Source organism: Plantibacter sp. AC185, from assembly GCF_979258065.1.
Window position 1 is genome coordinate 439,638 of the sequence record NZ_OZ409831.1, and the last position, 17,629, is coordinate 457,266.

The 17,629-nt window shown below is 70.2% G+C and carries 17 protein-coding genes; 5 read left to right on the plus strand and 12 right to left on the minus strand.

Annotated features, from left to right (window positions below; genetic code table 11):
* Positions 1-57: 57 nt before the first annotated feature.
* Complete coding sequence (gene lipB / locus ACZZZB_RS02005; RefSeq protein ID WP_463530541.1) at positions 58-732, plus strand: lipoyl(octanoyl) transferase LipB; 675 nt, start codon at positions 58-60, stop codon at positions 730-732.
* Positions 729-1,745, plus strand: coding sequence for a lipoyl synthase (lipA, locus tag ACZZZB_RS02010; RefSeq protein ID WP_192018136.1), 1,017 nt, complete (start codon positions 729-731; stop codon positions 1,743-1,745). Before lipB ends, lipA begins: the two co-directional genes overlap by 4 nt.
* Positions 1,746-1,769: 24 nt before the next feature.
* On the opposite strand, the gene ACZZZB_RS02015 is transcribed toward lipA, so the two are convergent.
* From ACZZZB_RS02015 to ACZZZB_RS02025, 3 genes are read right to left on the minus strand one after another with little or no spacing between them, the layout of a single operon-like run.
* Positions 1,770-2,270, minus strand: a complete 501-nt coding sequence (locus tag ACZZZB_RS02015) for a DUF2004 domain-containing protein (RefSeq protein WP_192005129.1) — start codon at positions 2,268-2,270, stop codon at positions 1,770-1,772.
* Positions 2,270-3,148 (minus strand): signal recognition particle-docking protein FtsY, encoded by an 879-nt coding sequence (gene ftsY, locus ACZZZB_RS02020; protein ID WP_064296361.1) that lies wholly within the window; start codon positions 3,146-3,148, stop codon positions 2,270-2,272. Before ftsY ends, ACZZZB_RS02015 begins: the two co-directional genes overlap by 1 nt.
* Positions 3,149-3,202: 54 nt before the next feature.
* Positions 3,203-6,874 carry a chromosome segregation SMC family protein gene (locus tag ACZZZB_RS02025; protein WP_463528865.1) on the minus strand — a complete coding sequence of 1,224 codons (3,672 nt, stop codon included), beginning with the start codon at positions 6,872-6,874 and terminating at the stop codon, positions 3,203-3,205.
* 149 nt (positions 6,875-7,023) lie between these two features.
* Between ACZZZB_RS02025 and ACZZZB_RS02030 the strand changes: the two genes are divergently transcribed.
* A complete protein-coding gene (locus ACZZZB_RS02030) occupies positions 7,024-8,106 on the plus strand; it encodes an N-acetyltransferase family protein (protein WP_463528866.1) in 1,083 nt (360 codons plus the stop codon).
* Positions 8,107-8,109: 3 nt separating this feature from the next.
* Here ACZZZB_RS02030 and mutM read toward each other — a convergent pair whose 3' ends face one another.
* From mutM to ACZZZB_RS02060, 6 genes are all read right to left on the minus strand, one after another.
* Complete coding sequence (gene mutM / locus ACZZZB_RS02035) at positions 8,110-9,000, minus strand: bifunctional DNA-formamidopyrimidine glycosylase/DNA-(apurinic or apyrimidinic site) lyase (RefSeq protein ID WP_079705643.1); 891 nt, start codon at positions 8,998-9,000, stop codon at positions 8,110-8,112.
* A complete protein-coding gene (gene rnc / locus ACZZZB_RS02040; RefSeq protein WP_463528867.1) occupies positions 8,984-9,661 on the minus strand; it encodes a ribonuclease III in 678 nt (225 codons plus the stop codon). Before rnc ends, mutM begins: the two co-directional genes overlap by 17 nt.
* 91 nt (positions 9,662-9,752) lie before the next feature.
* Complete coding sequence (gene rpmF, locus ACZZZB_RS02045) at positions 9,753-9,962, minus strand: 50S ribosomal protein L32 (RefSeq protein ID WP_056006932.1); 210 nt, start codon at positions 9,960-9,962, stop codon at positions 9,753-9,755.
* 3 nt (positions 9,963-9,965) lie between these two features.
* Positions 9,966-10,478: a YceD family protein gene (locus ACZZZB_RS02050; protein ID WP_079706272.1), complete on the minus strand. Its 513-nt coding sequence runs from the start codon at positions 10,476-10,478 to the stop codon at positions 9,966-9,968.
* A 111-nt stretch (positions 10,479-10,589) separates the two neighbouring features.
* Positions 10,590-11,072: a pantetheine-phosphate adenylyltransferase gene (gene coaD, locus ACZZZB_RS02055; protein ID WP_064296302.1), complete on the minus strand. Its 483-nt coding sequence runs from the start codon at positions 11,070-11,072 to the stop codon at positions 10,590-10,592.
* Between the two features lie 19 nt (positions 11,073-11,091).
* Complete coding sequence (locus ACZZZB_RS02060; RefSeq protein ID WP_463528868.1) at positions 11,092-13,260, minus strand: ATP-dependent DNA helicase RecG; 2,169 nt, start codon at positions 13,258-13,260, stop codon at positions 11,092-11,094.
* Between the two features lie 71 nt (positions 13,261-13,331).
* Between ACZZZB_RS02060 and ACZZZB_RS02065 the strand changes: the two genes are divergently transcribed.
* On the plus strand, positions 13,332-13,904 hold the full coding sequence (locus tag ACZZZB_RS02065; RefSeq protein ID WP_192018140.1) for an RsmD family RNA methyltransferase: 573 nt from the start codon (positions 13,332-13,334) through the stop codon (positions 13,902-13,904).
* 64 nt (positions 13,905-13,968) lie between these two features.
* Here the strand turns inward: ACZZZB_RS02065 and thiL are convergent, their stop codons facing one another.
* Complete coding sequence (gene thiL, locus ACZZZB_RS02070; protein ID WP_192018141.1) at positions 13,969-14,985, minus strand: thiamine-phosphate kinase; 1,017 nt, start codon at positions 14,983-14,985, stop codon at positions 13,969-13,971.
* Positions 14,986-15,010: 25 nt separating this feature from the next.
* On the opposite strand from thiL, the gene ACZZZB_RS02075 reads away from it, so the two are divergent.
* Positions 15,011-15,502, plus strand: a complete 492-nt coding sequence (locus tag ACZZZB_RS02075) for a DUF3515 family protein (protein ID WP_138946803.1) — start codon at positions 15,011-15,013, stop codon at positions 15,500-15,502.
* Positions 15,503-15,522: 20 nt separating this feature from the next.
* Here ACZZZB_RS02075 and ACZZZB_RS02080 read toward each other — a convergent pair whose 3' ends face one another.
* Positions 15,523-16,614 carry a D-alanine--D-alanine ligase family protein gene (locus tag ACZZZB_RS02080; RefSeq protein WP_463528869.1) on the minus strand — a complete coding sequence of 364 codons (1,092 nt, stop codon included), beginning with the start codon at positions 16,612-16,614 and terminating at the stop codon, positions 15,523-15,525.
* The gene (locus tag ACZZZB_RS02085; protein ID WP_463528870.1) at positions 16,517-17,608 is read right to left on the minus strand and encodes an NAD(P)H-dependent glycerol-3-phosphate dehydrogenase; all 1,092 of its coding nucleotides are present in this window, start codon (positions 17,606-17,608) and stop codon (positions 16,517-16,519) included. Before ACZZZB_RS02085 ends, ACZZZB_RS02080 begins: the two co-directional genes overlap by 98 nt.
* Positions 17,609-17,629 lie beyond the last annotated feature (21 nt).

The following is a 17,629-nucleotide window of genomic DNA, read 5'->3' on the forward strand; positions in this document are numbered from 1 at the left end:
CGCCACGGTCGGAAGATGACTATTTGGACGGCGTCCAACAATGCTATCGTGGCGGCCATGACTCAGCTCCTCATCGCCGGGCTCGCGCCCGCATTCGTCCCGTACCGCGAGGGTTGGGCGCTGCAGCGTCGGGTCCATGAGGCGGTCGTCAGCGGAGTGGGGCCGGAGCACCTCATCCTGTGCGAACACGAGCCCGTGTACACGGCGGGCAAACTGACCCGGCCGCATGAGCGTCCCGACGACGGCACACCGGTCGTCGAGGTCGACCGCGGCGGCCGCATCACCTGGCACGGACCCGGACAGCTCACCGGCTACCCGATCGTCCGCCTCCCGGAGCCGGTCGACGTCGTCGCGCACGTCCGCCTGCTCGAGGAGGTCATGCTGCAGACGATCACCGAGCTCGGCGTCATCGGTCGCCGCGTCGACGGCCGGTCGGGTGTCTGGGTCGACCCCGTCGCCGGCGGACCGGCCGCGAAGATCGGCGCCGTCGGTGTCCGGGTGCAGGCGGGGGTCACGCTGCACGGCTTCGCGCTCAACTGCGACAACTCCCTCGAGCCCTTCGGCCACATCGTCGCGTGCGGTATCGCCGATGCCGGGGTCACCACGATCAGCGCCGAGCTCGGTCGACGGATCACGCCGAGCGACGTCGCCGAGCGCGTCTCCGAGATCTTCGAAGCGCTCCGGCCCGGTTGGACGGCCGCGTCCGTGACCACGATCGGAGCGGCCGCGTGAGCGGCTGCGGCGCACCGGCACCCGCTCCCGCGGCGGACACCGGCGGACGGAAGCTCCTGCGACTCGAGGTCCGGAACGCCCAGACCCCCATCGAGCGGAAGCCCGACTGGATCAAGACCCGCGCGACGATGGGACCCGAGTACCGACAGCTCCAGGCGCTCGTGCAGGAGGAGGGCCTCCACACGGTCTGCCAGGAAGCCGGCTGCCCGAACATCTTCGAGTGCTGGGAGGACCGCGAGGCGACCTTCCTCATCGGCGGGTCGCAGTGCACGAGGCGCTGCGACTTCTGCCAGATCGACACGGGCAAGCCGGCCGACTACGACCGCGACGAGCCACGGCGGGTGGCCGACTCGGTGCAGCGGATGCGCCTGCGCTACGCGACCGTCACCGGTGTGGCGCGCGACGACCTCCCCGACGAGGGGGCGTGGCTGCACGCCGAGACCGTCCGGCGCATCCATGAGACGAACCCGGGGACGGGCGTCGAGATCCTCGCGACCGACTTCTCCGGCAACCCCGACCTCCTCGGCGAGGTGTTCGCCTCCCGTCCGGAGGTGTTCGCACACAACGTCGAGACGGTCCCACGCATCTTCAAGCGGATCAGGCCCGCCTTCCGCTACGAGCGCTCCCTCGACGTCCTGACCCAGGCGCGTGCCGCCGGCCTCATCACGAAGTCCAACCTCATCCTCGGGATGGGCGAGGACCGGAACGAGATCAGTCAGGCGCTCGAGGATCTGCACGAGGCCGGCACCGACATCATCACCGTCACCCAGTACCTCCGGCCGACGCCTCGGCACCTCCCGGTCGACCGCTGGGTCAAGCCGCAGGAGTTCCTCGAGATCAAGGAGGAGGCCGAGGAGATCGGGTTCCTCGGTGTGCTCGCGGGACCGCTCGTCAGATCGTCCTATCGCGCCGGACGTCTCTGGGCGCAGTCGATGACGGCGAAGGGCCGCGAGGTCCCCGAGGGACTGCAGCACCTCGCAGACGCCTCACTCGGCTTCGCCCAGGCGGTCTGAGGCCGACGCCTCGACCGGACGGGCTCAGTCCTCGCTCGTGACCCCGGTGACCTCGCCGTCGGAGCTGTACGCGACCATGAGCACGCCGTCGAGCTGGTCCGCGTCGAGCGAGTACTCGAAGATCGCGAACGCCTCGTCGCCGTTGTGCTGATGCGGCGCGAACCCGACGCTCAGCAGCGTCATCGACCTGATGACGTCGACGTCGCGGTCTCCGGACTCGTCGACCAGGACGTCCGGCAGGGACTCCCCCAGCTCCTCGACGGCCTGGATGATGTACTCGGTCACCTCGGAGGTGCGGTCGTCGACCTCGCTCAGCATCGCCTCACGCGAGCGCAGGTCGAAGCCCTCGAGGGCGAGGATCATCGCCGCCGCCAGGTCGAGTGCGTCGGCCGGGATGTCGTCCTCGTCGGGGGCGCTCAACGAGATGGAGACGGACTGCTCCCCGACGTCGATGTTGTCGGACCAGTAGACGCCACCACCAGGCTCGGTCGCGATGATGCCGAAGTAGTCGTGTTCGATCGCCATCAGCTGCCCACCAGGTTCTGTGCGAAGACGTGCGGCGTGAAGCCGGTGAGGTCGCCGATGCCCTCACCCTGACCGACGAGCTTGATCGGGATGCCGGTCTTCTCCTGCACGGCGAGGACGAACCCGCCCTTCGCGGAGCCGTCGAGCTTCGTCAGGACGAGCCCGGTCACCCCGGCGTGCTCGATGAACGCCTGCGCCTGCGACAGACCGTTCTGACCGGTCGTCGCGTCGAGGACGAGGAGGACCTCGGCGATGGGCGCCTGCTTCTCGACGACGCGACGGATCTTGGACAGCTCGTCCATGAGCCCGCCCTTCGTCTGCAACCGGCCAGCGGTGTCAATGATGACGATCTCGGTGCCGGTCTGCTTGGCGTACTCGATCGTCTGGAAGGCGACGGACGCCGGGTCCTGTCCCTGCTGCTGGGGGCGGACGATCTGTGCGCCCGCGCGCTCCGCCCACGTCGCCAGCTGCTCCACGGCAGCGGCACGGAAGGTGTCCGCGGCGCCCACGACGACGGTGCGGTCGTAGTTGCGCAGGAACTTCGCGAACTTGCCGATGGTGGTCGTCTTGCCGACCCCGTTGACGCCGACGACGAGGACGACCGCCGGACGCTCGCTGAGCTTCAGCGTCGTGTCGAACTTCGACAGCCGCTCCTCGACCTCCTCGCGCAGCATGCGCTGGAGGTCGCGCGGGTCGGTGGTGCGGTAGCGGTCGACGGAGGCGTGCAGGCCCGTGACGATCGACTCGGTGACGTCGGGACCGAAGTCGGCGCCGATGAGCGCATCCTCGAGGTCCTCCCAGGTGGTCTCGTCGATCGTCGGACGTTGGAACATGCCTTTGAGGGCACCGGAGAGTGACCAGGGTGTGCGTGCAGCCATGGTCTCAGCGTAGCCGTCGGCGACGCGGTCCCGTCGCGTGGGCACGAGACCGGATCAGCTCGCGCGTTCTGCTGCCACGCGCTGACCGACGACGGCCGACACCCCGTCCTGCCGCATCGAGACGCCGTAGAGGGCGTCGGCGATCTCCATGGTGCGCTTCTGGTGCGTGATGACGATGAGCTGGCTCGTCTGACGGAGGTCCTCGAAGATGGTGAGGAGCCGCCCGAGGTTCGCGTCATCGAGGGCCGCCTCCACCTCGTCCATGATGTAGAACGGGCTCGGCCGGGCTTTGAAGATGGCGATGAGGAGGGCGACCGCGGCGAGCGAGCGCTCCCCACCCGACAGGAGCGACAGGCGCTCGATCTTCTTACCGGCGGGCTTGACCGACACCTCGATACCCGTGGTGAGCATGTGCTCGGGGTCGGTGAGCGAGATGCTGCCCGTGCCGCCCGGGAACAGGATCGGGAACACCTCGGTGAAGGCGGCTTCGGTGTCGGCGAACGCCGAGGCGAAGATGACCTCCATCTTCCCGTCGATGTCCTCGATGATCGACAGCAGGTCGGCGCGGGTGCTGGTGAGGTCGGCGAGCTGTTCGGTGAGGAAGCGGTGGCGCTGTTCGAGTGCCGCGAACTCCTCGAGCGCGAGCGGGTTGACCCGCCCGAGTTGGGCGTAGGTGCGCTCCGCTGCTACGAGACGCTTCTGCTGCTCGGCGCGGACGTAGGGCGTCGTCGGCACGTCGTCCGACTCCTCGGTGGGTTCCTCTTCCGGCTCGGCGTCCGGCGCCGCGGGTCCGTCGGCAAGTGCCTCGGGTGCCTCGTCCGAGTCGGGCGTCGTCGTCTCGGGCGAGACCTCCGAACCGGTGTCGTCGGCCGTTCGCACAGCCGAGCGGGCGGTCGCGCGGGGTGTCGGAGGGTCGACGGGCACCGGAACCTCGGGCCCGTACTCGGCGACGAGCACGTCCTCGACGAGTCCCAGCTCCGACCCGGCGCGCTCGAGCAGACCGGACAAGTGGAGCTTCTTCTCGTAGATCTGGAGTTCGAGGCCGTGGACGCTCTCGGTGACGACCTGCAGCCGCTGCCGGAGCGTGTGCTCCTCGCCGCGCAGTCGCACGAGCTCGGCGTTCCGGCTGGACCGCGTCGCCTCGGCTGCCGCGAGCGCGACGCGGGCCTCGGTGACCGACCGGTCGACCGAGTCGAGGACGGGCGGGAGCGCCTCCGTCACGGCGGTGGCGGCCGCGGCCTGGCGCGCACGGATGACGGCACGCCGAGCCGCTTCCTCAGCTGCGGCCTGGTCGGCCTGCCGCTGCCGCTCGAGGTTCGCGATCGCGAGCTCCTCCGCCCGCACGCGTTCGCGCGCGGTCTCGAGGAGGAGGCGGCGCTGCACTTCGGCCTCGCGCGCCGCGTCCAGTTCGGCGGAGAGCCCATCGCGTGCCGAGACGTCGAGGAGCGGTCGTGGACGCGCGCGAGCGGTGTCGTGGTCCAGCTTGGCCCGTTCCACGGCGGCAGCGGCGTCGGCGACGGCCGCCTCCGCCGTCCCGGCAGCTGCGAGGAGGCGGTCGTGTTCGGCCTGCGCGGATTCGTACCGGACCGTGACCCGGTTCACGCGCTCGGCCTGTGAGGCACGGTTGGCGTCGAACTCGCGGAGGGCGCTGAGCGCCGCCTGCGCGGTCTGCTTCGCCTCCTGCAGGATCGTGCGCTGCTCGGCCAGGGCGAAGCGCGCCCGTTCGATGAGCGACTCGACCTCACCGTGTCGATCGGCGGCAGCATCGCGCTCGGCCAGCAGCTCGATGCGACTCTGCGCTCCGCCGCTCCCCCCGCGGACGATGCTGTCCGTTACCACTGCGCCGTCGCGGGTCACGAGGGTGAACGCGCTGAGCGACGAGCCGAGTCGGTCGTACGCCGCGATCGCGTCGTCGAGCGAGTCGACGACGAGGACCGAGGCGAGGATCCCCAGCACGCCCGGAGGGGCATCCACCAGCTCGGCAGCCGAGGTGAACCCGGCGGGCACGTCCGGGACGTCTCGCGCACCGTCGGCGATGACGATCTCGACCCGGCCGAGCTCCTGGTCGGCCGCGTGATCGAGCGCCCGACGGGCAGCGTGCCGGTCGACGGCGACGGCGGCCTCCGCGAGCGTGCCGAGCGCTGCGGCCACAGCCGACTCGTGGCCGGGTCGGACCTGCACCCGGTCCGCGACGATCCCGTCGATCCCGTCGAGACCGCTCGCAGCGAGCTCGGCCGAGCCGGTCTTGAGGTCGAGGGCGCGCGAGAGTGCACTGGTCTTGGCGCCGAGCGAATCGCGTTCACGTTCGAGGGTGTGGAGCTGCTCGCGCAGGCCCTCGATCTCCCCTTCGGCCTCCGCTGCGCCGCGCTGGGCCGCCTCGTAGGCGTCGTCGAGTCCGGAGTCGGCGGCGTCCGCCAGGGTCGGGTCGTCCTCGAGCGCTTCATACTCCAGCCGCGCGGCGTCCAGACGGAGGGCAGCGGCGTCGATCGCGTTCTGCTGGCGCAACGCCTCGCCACGGACCGCGGCGAGTTTGGACCCGGCGGCGTCGACGGCACCCGCGAGCTTGGAGAGCTCCAGGTCGTGTCGTGACACGAGCGCGCTCTGCGCTGCGATCTCGACGTCCACCGCGTCGAGTGCGGCGCGCTTCGCGCGGGTGTCCGCCTGCGCCTCCTGCAACGCGCGCTCCGCGTCGGCGACCGCCACCCGCAGTCCGTCGATCTCCGCGGTCGCGTCGGCGACCATCTGCTTCGTGATCCGGGGTTCGGCGGCCGTCGCGTCCGTCGAAGAGCCGAGGAGTGCGAGCCGCTGATTGGCGAGCGTGTACAGGTTCCGGAGGCGCTCCTGCACGCTCTCGAGCTCGAAGGTGATCCGGCGGGCGTCGTCGACCGCGTCGCCGAGTTGTGCCTGCTCGATCCGGTTGATCCGCAGTTCCGCCTGTTCCAGCTGCTCCTGGAGGACGAGGCGCTCGCTGTGGCGCTCACTCTCCGAGCGGTTGTGCTCGTCGAGGGAACGCCGGAGGCCCACGACGTCGTCCGCGAGGATCCGAGCGCGGGCGTCGCGGACGACCGCGGCGATCGTCTGCGCCTCCCGGGCGATCTCCGCCTGACGACCGAGCGGCTTCAGCTGCCGGCGGATCTCGCCGGCGAGGTCGCTCAACCGCGTGAGGTTGGTCTGCATCGCCTCGAGCTTCCGGAGCGTCTTCTCCTTGCGTCGGCGGTGCTTCAGGATGCCGGCCGCCTCCTCGATGAAGCCGCGTCGCTCCTCGGGCGTCGCCCGCAGCACCGCGTCGAGCTGCCCCTGTCCGACGATGACGTGCATCTCGCGGCCCAGACCGGAGTCGCTCAGGAGCTCCTGGACGTCGAGCAACCGGCACGTGTCGCCGTTGATGGCGTACTCGCTCCCGCCGTTGCGGAACAGGGTGCGGCTGATCGTCACCTCGGTGTACTCGATGGGCAGTGCGCCGTCGCTGTTGTCGATGGTGAGCGTGACCTCGGCTCGACCGAGCGGTCCCCTGGTCGACGTGCCGGCGAAGATGACGTCCTCCATCTTGCCGCCGCGGAGGGTCTTCGCCCCCTGCTCGCCCATCACCCAGGCGAGCGCGTCGACGACGTTCGACTTGCCGGAGCCGTTGGGACCCACGACGCAGGTGACGCCCTGCTCGAACGCGAAGGTGGTGGGGTGCGCGAAGGACTTGAACCCTTTGAGCGTCAGGCTCTTCAGGTACACGCGCACCTCCTCTCCCGCGTCGCGGATGCTGTGCACTACGGTAGCGAATCCGCGGACGGACGAGGGACACCACGCTGTGCCGGCCCGCCGGGGCGGTCGTACCATGGACCGCATCACCCAGGACGGTCTGGTGTGGGAGGGAGGCGACGATGCGCGTCACGATCGACGAGGTGGAGATCCCGGCGTCCGGGAGCTCAGCCGTGTTCGAAGCGGTCCAGGAGGTCGCGAACACGCTCGAAGCGGAGATCTGGTCCACCGACGACTTCGCTCTGACCTCCGCAATGACCCTGCCCGAGTACCGCAGCCAGCGGTTCCAGCGACGCGTCCTGCTCGCCGCCGCCCTCGACGGCCGTGTGGTCGGTCGCGGCTGGCTCGGGTACGGCGCCGAGGCCGACGCGGTGACGGCCTCCCTGGACGTCGGTGTCCTCCCCGACGCGCGTCGTCGTGGGATCGGCACAGCGCTCCTGCTGGAGCTGGAGCGACGGGCCCTCGCGGCCGGTCGCCCGACAGTGACCGCCTTCACCCAGCACGCCGTCGACGACATCCCGGCCGGCGAACCGCTCCTCGGTGCGAGCGTCGGCGATCGGGCGATCCCCGCGAACGCCGCGGCCAGCCGGTTCATGCTCGATCGTGGATACGCCCTCGCGCAGGTCGAGCGGACCAACCGCTGCGACCTCGCCACGACGCTCGGGGAGCTGCCGGACATCGTCGCGACGTCGACCGCCCGAGCCGGACACGAGTACCGCCTCGTGCACTGGGTGGACCGCACCCCCGACGAGCTGCTCGGATCACTCGCCACAGCCCGCGAACACATGGCGACCGACATCCCGGCCGCCGATCTGGAGCTCGACCCCGAGGTCTGGACGCCCGAGCGGGTCCGCGCCCGCGAGGCACAGCTGGCGGCGTCTGGCGACCACGCGATCGTCGTCGCCGCCGTCCACCACGACAGCGGCGCGGTCGCCGGGTACAGCGAGCTCGTCCTCGGCGAGGGCAAGGAACACGCGGAGCAGTGGGACACGCTCGTGCTCGCCGACCACCGGGGACACGGCCTCGGACTCTGGATGAAGGCGGCGAACCTCCTCGCACTCGCCGATCAGGCACCCGAGCGGTCCCGGATCTACACCTGGAACGCCGACGAGAACGCGCACATGCTCGCGATCAACGACCGACTCGGGTTCCGCATCGTCGGCTATTCCGGAGAGTGGCAGCGCCGACTCCCCCGCAGCGACTGATCGTCAGGTGCGGCGCTGGCACACGGGACAGCGGTGCGAGCCCCGGTTCATGAACTGCTCGCGGACGATGAGCGTGCCGCAGCGCGCGCACGGTTTGCCCTGCCTTCCGTAGGCGTTCAGGCTGTGGGCGAAGTACCCCGCCTGACCGTTGACGTTCACGTACTGGGCGTCGAAGCTCGTCCCGCCCTCGGCCAGGGCCTTGGCGAGCACGGCACGGACCTCCTCGAGCAGCCGGCCGGCGCGTCCGAGCCCGAGACGGGCGGTCTCCTGCTCGGGGTGGATGCGCGCCGCCCAGAGCGACTCGTCCGCGTAGATGTTGCCGATCCCGCTGACCAGGGTCTGATCGAGGAGCGCCCGCTTCACGCCGGTGCGTTTCTCGCGCAGTCGTCGGAGGAAGCCGGCGTCGTCGAAGGCCGGGTCCATCGGGTCGCGGGCGATGTGCGCGACCTGGTCCGGCACCATCGCGACCTCGTCGCCGAACCCACCTGCGGCTCCGTCCGTCGTCGGGACGAGCGCGGTCACCGCCATGGAGCCGAAGATCCGCTGGTCCACGAAGTGCAGCCAGAGCTCGCCGTGCTCGGGATGCTCCAGCTGCAAGCGGATGCGCAGGAGTCGGTCGGCGTCATCGCCAGGTGACCGGAGCAGCATCTGCCCGCTCATGCCCAGGTGACCGACGATCGCCTCATCGTCGTCGAGGGGGAACCAGAGGAACTTCCCGCGTCGGACGGCAGATCGGATGGTCCGCCCCGTCAGCCGTGCCGTGAAGTCGGCGACACCACTCGCGTGGCGGCGCAGGGAGCGTTCGTCGAAGACCTCGACGCCGGCGATCGTCGCCCCGCTGACGGCGGGCTCCAAGCCGGCGCGGACGACCTCGACCTCAGGGAGTTCCGGCACTGATCCTCGACCAGGCTTCCAGGGCCGCCGCCATCTCGGCGTGCTTCTTGCTCGTGCCGGAGCCCGTCGCCGTGACCGCGGTGCCCACGGTGACCGTCGCGACGAACCGTCGGTTGTGGTCGGGGCCGGAGCTGGCGATCTCGTAGACGGGCGTCGGCGCACCGATGGCCGCGGCGGCCTCCTGGAGGCTCGTCTTCGGGTCCATCGCCGCGCCGAAGCGCTCAGGGTTCTCGAGGAGGGGGTTCACCAGGCGCAGGACGAGTGCCGTCGCGGCGTCGGGTCCGGCCGACAGGTACGTCGCGCCGATGACGGCCTCCATCGTGTCGGCCAGGATGGACGCCTTGTCGCGGCCTCCGGTCTGGTCCTCGCCCTTGCCGAGCTTGATCCGCTCGCCCAGACCGATCGAACGCGCGACCTCGGCGAGCGCGATCGTCGAGACGAGGCTCGCCCGACGCTTCGCCAGCTGCCCTTCGTCGAGGTGCGGGAAGTCGCGGTAGAGCATGACGGTGACGGCCTGCCCGAGGATCGAGTCGCCGAGGAACTCGAGGCGCTCGTTGTGCGGGAGTCCACCGTGCTCGTACGCGTACGAGCGGTGCGTCAGCGCCAAGTCGAGCAGCTCGTACGAGACGTCGACACCCAGTTGCCGTGCGAAAACGACCACACCGGGATCGGTCTCCGATGCGGAGCCGATTCCGGTGTGGTCGGAATGATTCGTGTTCACGCTGTTCGAACGCGGACGTTCAACGCGCGGATCAGACGTCTGCGACCTTGCGGCCCTTGTACTCGAGGTACAGGGCGGTGCCCTGCGAGTCCTCGACGACCTTGGCGCGGTGCGGCAGGCTGTACGTGACGCGGCCGTTCTCCACCGTCTTCACGAGCGTCGGCACGGCGGCCTTCCACTGCGAGCGACGCGAGCGGGTGTTCGAGCGCGAGACCTTCCGCTTCGGGGGGTTTCCAGCCATGATCTATCTCTCTTCTGTGTCTGCAGCGGCGCGCTGGGCGCTACTGGCGTCTGTGTCAAGTACGGAGTCTGAGGACAAGCCCGCGAGCGCAGACCAGCGAGGATCTGCGACGTCGTGAGGGTGTCGTTCCGGACGTTCGGCCAGCCGCTCACCGGTCTCGGGGTCGAGTCCGGGGCAATCCGGCTGGCACACCGGCTGAAACGGCAATGCGAGAACTACCGCATCTCTGACCAGAGGTTCAAGATCCACGTGGTCGTCGTGAACCTCGAAGTCAGACGCTTCCGAATTAGGATACGCGAAAAGTTCCTGAATCTCGACTTCGACAGGCAGTTCGATGTCGCGGAGGCAGCGTCCGCACTCGCCGGTCGCCAGTGCGTCGACGTCGACGGTCACGAGGATCCCCTCGTGAACGGATTCGAGACGCACCTGCTCGGAGAGCGTCGTGCCCTCCTGGACGGCGACCAGACCCTCGCCCCAGCGCTCGGCGAGCACCACCTCGAGGTCGTGCTCGCGCATCTCCCCGGGACGGTTCACCAGATCGCGCACGTTGACGCTGAACGGCGAATTGTTCGTTCTCTTCCTAGTCACGATCGACGATTCTACGCCGAACCCGACCGGGAGGACGCCCTAGCCCTCCTGGAGGAAGGTCGCCACCACCTGCGGGACGTACGGGCTGACATCGCCACCGAGCGCGGCCACCTGCCGGACGAGTGAACTGGAGACGTGCGCGTGTGCCGGATCAGGCAGGAGGAAGACCGTCTCCACGCCGGCGAGGCTGCGGTTCATGATGGCCATGGGCGTCTCGTACGCGACGTCGACCTGCGAGCGGATGCCCTTCACGAGCACGCTCGCGCCGACGTCCGTGCAGTAGTCGACGAGCAGGCCGACGTTCCACTGCGCGACGACGATGTTGTCGGGCAACCCGCCGTCGGCGATGGAGCGCTCGAGCAGGGACACCCGCTGCGGCATCGGCAGCAGCGCGGACTTGTCGGGGTTGTGCACGACCAGCACGTGCAGTTCGTCGAAGATGCGCGCCGCCCGCTCGATGACATCCAGGTGACCGAGGGTGACTGGGTCGAACGATCCGGGGACGACGGCGATCCGCTTCATGCCGCCAGCCTATCGGTGCTCAGTTCTTGGCGAGCGCGGCGCGGTCGGATTCGTCGAGGCGCCGGCGGAGCGCTTCGGCCAGCACCGGGTGGTCGGCGAGGTCGGGATCGGTGTCGAGGAGTTCGGCGGCATCCGCCCGCGCCTCGATGATGACCTCGCTGTCGTGCACGACCCGGAGCAGCTTGAGCGAGGACCGCCCGCCCGACTGCATGCTGCCGAGGACGTCGCCCTCGCGCCGCAGTTCGAGGTCGACCTGCGCGAGGTCGAAGCCGTCGAGCGTCGCGGCCACCGCGTCGACGCGCTCGCGTGCGGTGCTCTCCGCCTCCGCCGCGGTGACGAGCAGACACAGACCCGGGACGCCGCCTCGGCCGACGCGTCCGCGGAGCTGGTGGAGCTGCGACACCCCGAAGCGCTCCGCGTCGAGCACGACCATCGTCGAGGCGTTGGGGACGTCGACGCCCACCTCGATGACCGTCGTCGCCACGAGCACGTCGATCTCACCGGCGGCGAAGGCCCGCATCGTCCGGTCCTTCTCCTCCGCGCTCATCCGGCCGTGGAGGACGTCGATGCGTCGTGACGCGAGCAGTGGGTGGGTACGCAGCTGCTCCACCGTGGTGAGCACGGACGCGATCGGGCGCGCCGGGTCGGCGTCCTCCTCGAGCGCCTCACCGGGCTCGACCTCCTTGGCGTCGATCGCCGGGCACACCACGAACCCCTGCCGTCCCTGCGCGAGTTCCTCGGCGAGGCGTTCCCAGACGCGGGAGATCCACCGCGGGTGATCGGCCAGGGCGACCACGAAGCTCTCGATCCCCTGCCGCCCGCGTGGCAGCTCCTTGATGATGCTGACGTCGAGGTCGCCGAAGACGGTCATGGCCACGGTCCGTGGGATCGGCGTCGCGGTCAGCACGAGGACGTGCGGCGGTGTGCGTCCCTTCTGACGGAGCTGGTCGCGCTGCTCCACGCCGAAGCGGTGCTGTTCGTCGACGACGACCATCCCCAGATCGGCGAAGGTCACGGCGTCACCCAGCAGCGCGTGCGTCCCGATCACGATCCGCGCCTGGCCTGCGACGATCCGCAGCAGCGCGCGTTTGCGATCGGACGTCGGCAGCTGGCCGGTGAGCAGCGTCGGCATGAGCTCGGCCGAGAGGTCGGGGCCGAGCGAACGGACGATCGACCGCAGGTGCTGCGCCGCGAGGACCTCGGTGGGCGCCAGGAGCACCGACTGTCCCCCGCTGTCGGCGACGGCCGCCATGGCCCGGAGGGCGACGAGCGTCTTGCCCGAACCGACCTCGCCCTGGACGAGCCGGTTCATCGGATTGGGCTGCGCGAGGTCGGCCGCGATCTCCGTGCCGACCGTCTGCTGGTCGCCGGTCAGCTCGAACGGGAGCGCGGCATCGAGGCGCTCGAGGTAGCCGCCGGCTTTCGGCACGCGGGGTTCGGCCGCCAGCGCACGGGTGGCCGCACGCTGCTGGAGCAGGGCCGTCTGGAGGAGGTACGCCTCCTGGTACCGCAGGCTGCGGCGACCGCGCTGCCAGTCGCGGTCGACCGTCGGGCGGTGGACGGCACGGATCGCGGCGTCGAAGGAGAGCTCACCCCTCGCCGCCCGGACCGACCGCGGGACGGGGTCCTCCTGCGGCGGCAGGGCGTCCAGAACCAGCTCGACGGATTGTCTGAGGTTCCAGCTCGTGATCGTGCTCGTCGCCGGGTAGATCGGGATGGGCGCCTCCGACCACGCCTTCGCCTGGGCGTCGGCGAGCGCCGGGGCTTCAGCGTCGTCGGGGAAGATCTGGTACTGCGGGTGGGCGAGCTGATAACTGCCGCGGTAGTCGCCGACCTTGCCTGCGAAGATGCCGCGGAGTCCCGGCCGGAGTTCGTTCGCGCGCCAGGGCTGGTTGAAGAAGGTGAGGTTGAGCCGACCCTGACCGTCGGAGATGACGACCTCGAGGATGGAACCCTTGCGTTGCTTCATCTGGCGGTCGCGGACCTCGAGGACGTCGGCGACGATCGTCACGTCCTCGCCGAGCGGCAGCAGGCCGATGACCGTCAGCTCGCCGCGCTTCGCGTAGCGACGCGGGTAGTGCTCCAGGAGGTCGCCGACGGTCTCGACGCCGAACGCCTTCTGGAGTGCCGTCGCGGTCCGTCCGCCGAGGACACCGCCGAGCTTCGTGCCCAGCTCGATCCCCGTCATGCCGTCGATTCTATTCGGGACCTCGGACACGGCGGTTCGCCCGGCTTCGCGCAGCCTGCGAGGATGGGACCATGGCCGGCATCAGGATCATCTCGGGTTTCGCCGGATCACGCACGATCCGGGTCCCGGGCAGCGGGACACGACCGACGAGCGATCGCGTCCGCGAGGCACTCTTCTCCGCGTTGGAGGCCCGCGACGTGCTCGCCGGAGCCGAGGTGCTCGACCTGTACGCAGGGTCGGGGTCGCTGGGACTCGAGTGTGCCAGCCGGGGTGCCGCGGTCGTCACCCTCGTCGACCGAGGGTCGGAGGCGGCGAAGCTGTGTCGCGACAACGCGAAGATCGTGACCTCGGCAGCACCTCGCGGTGCGGCACCACGCATCACGGTGCACGCCAAGTCGGTCGGCGCCTACCTGTCCGGGGCGACGGTCCCGTCCGACCTCGTCTTCATCGATCCCCCGTACGACCTCCCCGAGGCGGAGCTCACGGCCAACCTCGCCGCGCTCGTCGGTCTGGTCACCGACGACGGGCTCGTGCTCGTCGAGCGGAGCTCACGCTCGCCCGAACCGACCCTTCCCCCAGCGCTCGAGGTCCTGCGGAAGAGCACCTACGGCGAGACCGTCGTCTGGTGGATCACGCCGGTCTGAGTCAGCGCGTCACGGTCACCGCGTCACCGCACGGTCCTCGCGCCACAACGGCCGGGAACACCGCTCAACCGGACGCGTCGTCCCAGTCGCGGTAGGGGTCCCAACCGGCGCGACCGTCGTAGGCCAGACCGTCGACGAGGACTCCGGCACCGGTCCGGGCCGTGCCGATGGTCCGGAAGCCGGTGGGGATCGTGGTGGCGGCCGGGAACGTCGCCAGGAGGGAGTGGTCCTCGCCGCCGGCGAGGGCGAGCGCCACGTCGGCACCCAGGTCCTCGGCCCGGAGGTCGATCGCGACCCCACTCGCCCGCGCGAGGCGACCGGCGTCGAGCGCGAGCCCGTCCGACAGGTCGAGCATCGCCGTGGCACCGGCGACGGCGGCGACGACACCGGCGGCGATCGGTGGCCGTGGCGCGAGTTGTGCCTCCACCTCGACCCGGTGATCGCGTCGCAGGCCGGCCGCTGCCTCGACCGAGGGCACGCCGTCGGCGTCGACCCCGCGTGAGAAGAGGAGTCGCAGGCCTGCCGCAGCCGAACCCAACTCCCCCGCGACCGCGACCACATCGCCGGGTCGCGCTCCGTCGCGTCGGACGGGGGCACGACCCTCGAGGTCGCCGAACGCTGTCACCGCGATCATGAAGACGTCGGACACGGCCAGATCGCCTCCGACGACACCGCAGCCGGGCGCGAGCTCGGCACAGGCGTCGCGCAGTCCGTCTGCGAACCCGTCGAGCACGGCGACCGGCAGGTGCTTGGGCATGGCGAGTGCGACGACGAGTGCCGTCGGACGCGCCCCCATCGCCGCGACGTCCGCCAGGTTGCTGGCCGCTGCCTTCCACCCCAGGTCGTGGGCGCTCGACCACGCCAGCCGGAAGTCCGGCCCATGGATCATCGTGTCCGTCGTGACGACGAACCGACCGTCGGGCGCCAGGACCACCGCGGCATCGTCACCCGGCCCGAGGAGTTCGGCGTCGGCGTGCGGCAGGCGAGGGAAGATGCGCTCGAGCAGCTCCCCCTCGGCGAGGTCCCCGACACAGGGCCCGACCGTTCCGTGATCGTCGGACGCGCTCCCAGACTCGTTCATGGGATCAACGGTAGCCTGGTGGGCGATGTCCCCGATTCGTGTGCTCCTCGCCACCGCCCTCGCCGCAGCCGCAACCCTGGCCCTCGCCGGCTGCGCGCCCGCCGTCGCGCTCGAACCCGCCGCCGATGCGAACAACCCGCAGTGCGCTGAGGTCACGGTGCGTCTGCCCGACGTCGTCGCCGAACTTCCCGAGCGAGGGACCGACGCCCAGGCCACGGGCGCCTGGGGCGATCCCGCGACGGTCCTCCTGCACTGCGGCGTCGCGATCCCCGGCCCGACCACGCAGCAGTGCCAGTCGGTGAACGGGGTCGACTGGATCATCGACGACGCCGACGCGCCGAACTACCGGTTCACCACCTTCGGGCGCACGCCCGCGGTCGAGATCGTGCTCGACGGCGACGCCGTCGCCAGCAGCACCGTCCTGGCCGATCTGGCGCCTGCCGTGTCCGTGCTCCCCGTCACCGGGAAGTGCACCGCCCTCGGCGACGCCGACCTCCCGATCCCCACCGACGGCTGACCGTTCCGGCGCCGCTGCATTCAGGAGCGGGCGCGCGCGACCTCGATCAGCTCGGTGATGAGCTCGGGGTAGCTGAGCCCCGAGGCCAACCAGCAGCTCGGGAACATCGAGATCGGAGTGAACCCCGGCATGGTGTTGACCTCGTTGACGACGAAGCCGTCCGCGGTCAGGAAGAAGTCGACCCGGGCGAGCCCCGCGCAGCCCAACGCCTCGAACGCTCGACGCGAGAGGTCCTGCATCTCCGACAACTGCTCGGGACGAAGGTCGGCGGGGCAGACGAGCTCGATACCGGGTGCGTCGAGGTATTTCGCCTCGAAATCGTAGAAGTCGCGTCCGGTCACGACGACCTCGCCGGCCACCGAGACCCGAGGTGCCTCGCCGGGGAGGGACTCGAGGACCGCACATTCGACCTCTCGGCCCACCAGACCGGTCTCGACGAGCACGGTCGAGTCCTCGGCGAGGGCCAGTTCGATCGCTGCACGGAACGCGTCCGGCGTCGACACCTTCGACACGCCGACGCTCGAACCGGCTCGCGCCGGCTTCACGAACGCCGGTGACCCGAGCGATCCGAGCGATGCGAGCACCTCCTCGGGTGCTGTGGCCCACTCGTGGGCGGTGAACCGCACCCACGGCGCGACGGCGATCCCGGCGGCCTGGAGCACCGTCTTCGTGAAGTGCTTGTCCATGCCGAGGGAGGACGCGAGGACGCCGGAGCCGACGTACGGGAGGTCGACGAGCTCGAGCATGCCCTGCACGGTGCCGTCCTCGCCGAACCGACCGTGGAGGATCGGGAAGACGATGTCGATGGGACCGAGGTTGAACGGGACGCCGTCCTCCCCGACCACGGTCAGCTCACGGCTCCCGACGCGCTCAGGCCAGCGCACGGCCGGCCGCGAGGGGTCGACCTCCGGCAGGTGGGCGGGATCGAGCGCGTACCGGCTCGGGTCGTCGACCTCGAGGACGTACGAGCCGTCGTGGGCGATCCCGACCGGGTAGACGTCGTACCGTTCGCGGTCAATCGCGGCGAGGACGCCGCCCGCCGTTGCGCAGCTGATCGAGTGCTCGCTTGAACGGCCTCCAAAGAGCACCACCACTCCGGTCTTGTGCGTCATCGTTGCTTCTCTCCCCCTGGGGTTCGTCGTCGTCGGTCGTGAGGTGCGGTGCGATGTCCTTCGGGTCGAGCGTGCCGTCGAGCACCTGCTTGACCTGTTCGACGATGGGCATCGCGACCCCCTTCGCCTTGGCCAGCTCGAGCACCGGCGCCACGGACGCGAGCCCCTCCGCGGTCTGCTGCATCTGTTTGACGACGTCGTCGAACTGATACCCCTGGCCGAGGAGACGCCCCGCCGTGTTGTTGCGGGACAGCGGCGACTGGCAGGTCGCGATGAGGTCGCCGAGCCCGGCCAGGCCCGAGAGGGTCTCCGGCTGCGCGCCGTGGGCCACCGCGAAGTCGGTCATCTCGACCAACCCGCGCGTGATGATGGAGGCCTTCGTGTTCTCGCCGTAGCCGACGCCGTCGACGATGCCGATCGCGACGGCGATGAGGTTCTTGAGCACACCGCCGAACTCGGTGCCGATGACGTCGGTGTTCACGAAACTGCGGAAGTACCGGTTGCGCGCGAGGAGCGCGACCGTCTGCGCCGTCTCGAGGCTCTCCGAGGAGATCACGGCGGCCGTCGGCTGCTCGCGGGCGATCTCGAGCGCGAGGTTGGGGCCCGAGGCGACGGCGATGCGTGACGGGTCGATGTCGAGGGTCTCGCGGATGACCTCGCTCATCCGGGATCCGCTGCGACGCTCGACGCCCTTCATGAGCGAGACGACGATGGTGCCGTCCTCGAGGTGCGGGCGGAGCGCGATGAGGTTGTCGCGCAGGGACTGGCTCGGGACGGACAGGAACACGACCGAGGCACTGCGCACGGCGTCGACCATGCTCGCGGTCGCCGTCATCCGCATCGGCAGATTGATCCCGGGCAGGTAGTCGCTGTTGCGCTTGGCCTCGGTGATCTCGCGGGCGAGCTCGGGCCGTCTGGCCCACATGACCACGTCGGAGCCACCGTCTGCGAGGATCTTGCCGAACGTCGTGCCCCAGCTGCCCGCTCCGAGCACGGCGACCCTCGTGGCGGCCGG

Excerpts from the sequence above, each read along its gene's own strand:
- ACZZZB_RS02065 (WP_192018140.1), top strand. The coding sequence starts at position 13,332 with ATGGCCGGCATCAGGATCATCTCGGGTTTCGCCGGATCACGCACGATC.
- rpmF (WP_056006932.1), bottom strand. The coding sequence starts at position 9,962 with ATGGCTGGAAACCCCCCGAAGCGGAAGGTCTCGCGCTCGAACACCCGC.
- ACZZZB_RS02050 (WP_079706272.1), bottom strand. The coding sequence starts at position 10,478 with ATGCGCGAGCACGACCTCGAGGTGGTGCTCGCCGAGCGCTGGGGCGAG.
- lipB (WP_463530541.1), top strand. The coding sequence starts at position 58 with ATGACTCAGCTCCTCATCGCCGGGCTCGCGCCCGCATTCGTCCCGTAC.
- thiL (WP_192018141.1), bottom strand. The coding sequence starts at position 14,985 with ATGAACGAGTCTGGGAGCGCGTCCGACGATCACGGAACGGTCGGGCCC.
- ACZZZB_RS02080 (WP_463528869.1), bottom strand. The coding sequence starts at position 16,614 with ATGACGCACAAGACCGGAGTGGTGGTGCTCTTTGGAGGCCGTTCAAGC.
- ACZZZB_RS02030 (WP_463528866.1), top strand. The coding sequence starts at position 7,024 with ATGCGCGTCACGATCGACGAGGTGGAGATCCCGGCGTCCGGGAGCTCA.
- ACZZZB_RS02075 (WP_138946803.1), top strand. The coding sequence starts at position 15,011 with ATGTCCCCGATTCGTGTGCTCCTCGCCACCGCCCTCGCCGCAGCCGCA.
- ACZZZB_RS02015 (WP_192005129.1), bottom strand. The coding sequence starts at position 2,270 with ATGGCGATCGAACACGACTACTTCGGCATCATCGCGACCGAGCCTGGT.
- ACZZZB_RS02060 (WP_463528868.1), bottom strand. The coding sequence starts at position 13,260 with ATGACGGGGATCGAGCTGGGCACGAAGCTCGGCGGTGTCCTCGGCGGA.
- ftsY (WP_064296361.1), bottom strand. The coding sequence starts at position 3,148 with ATGGCTGCACGCACACCCTGGTCACTCTCCGGTGCCCTCAAAGGCATG.
- coaD (WP_064296302.1), bottom strand. The coding sequence starts at position 11,072 with ATGAAGCGGATCGCCGTCGTCCCCGGATCGTTCGACCCAGTCACCCTC.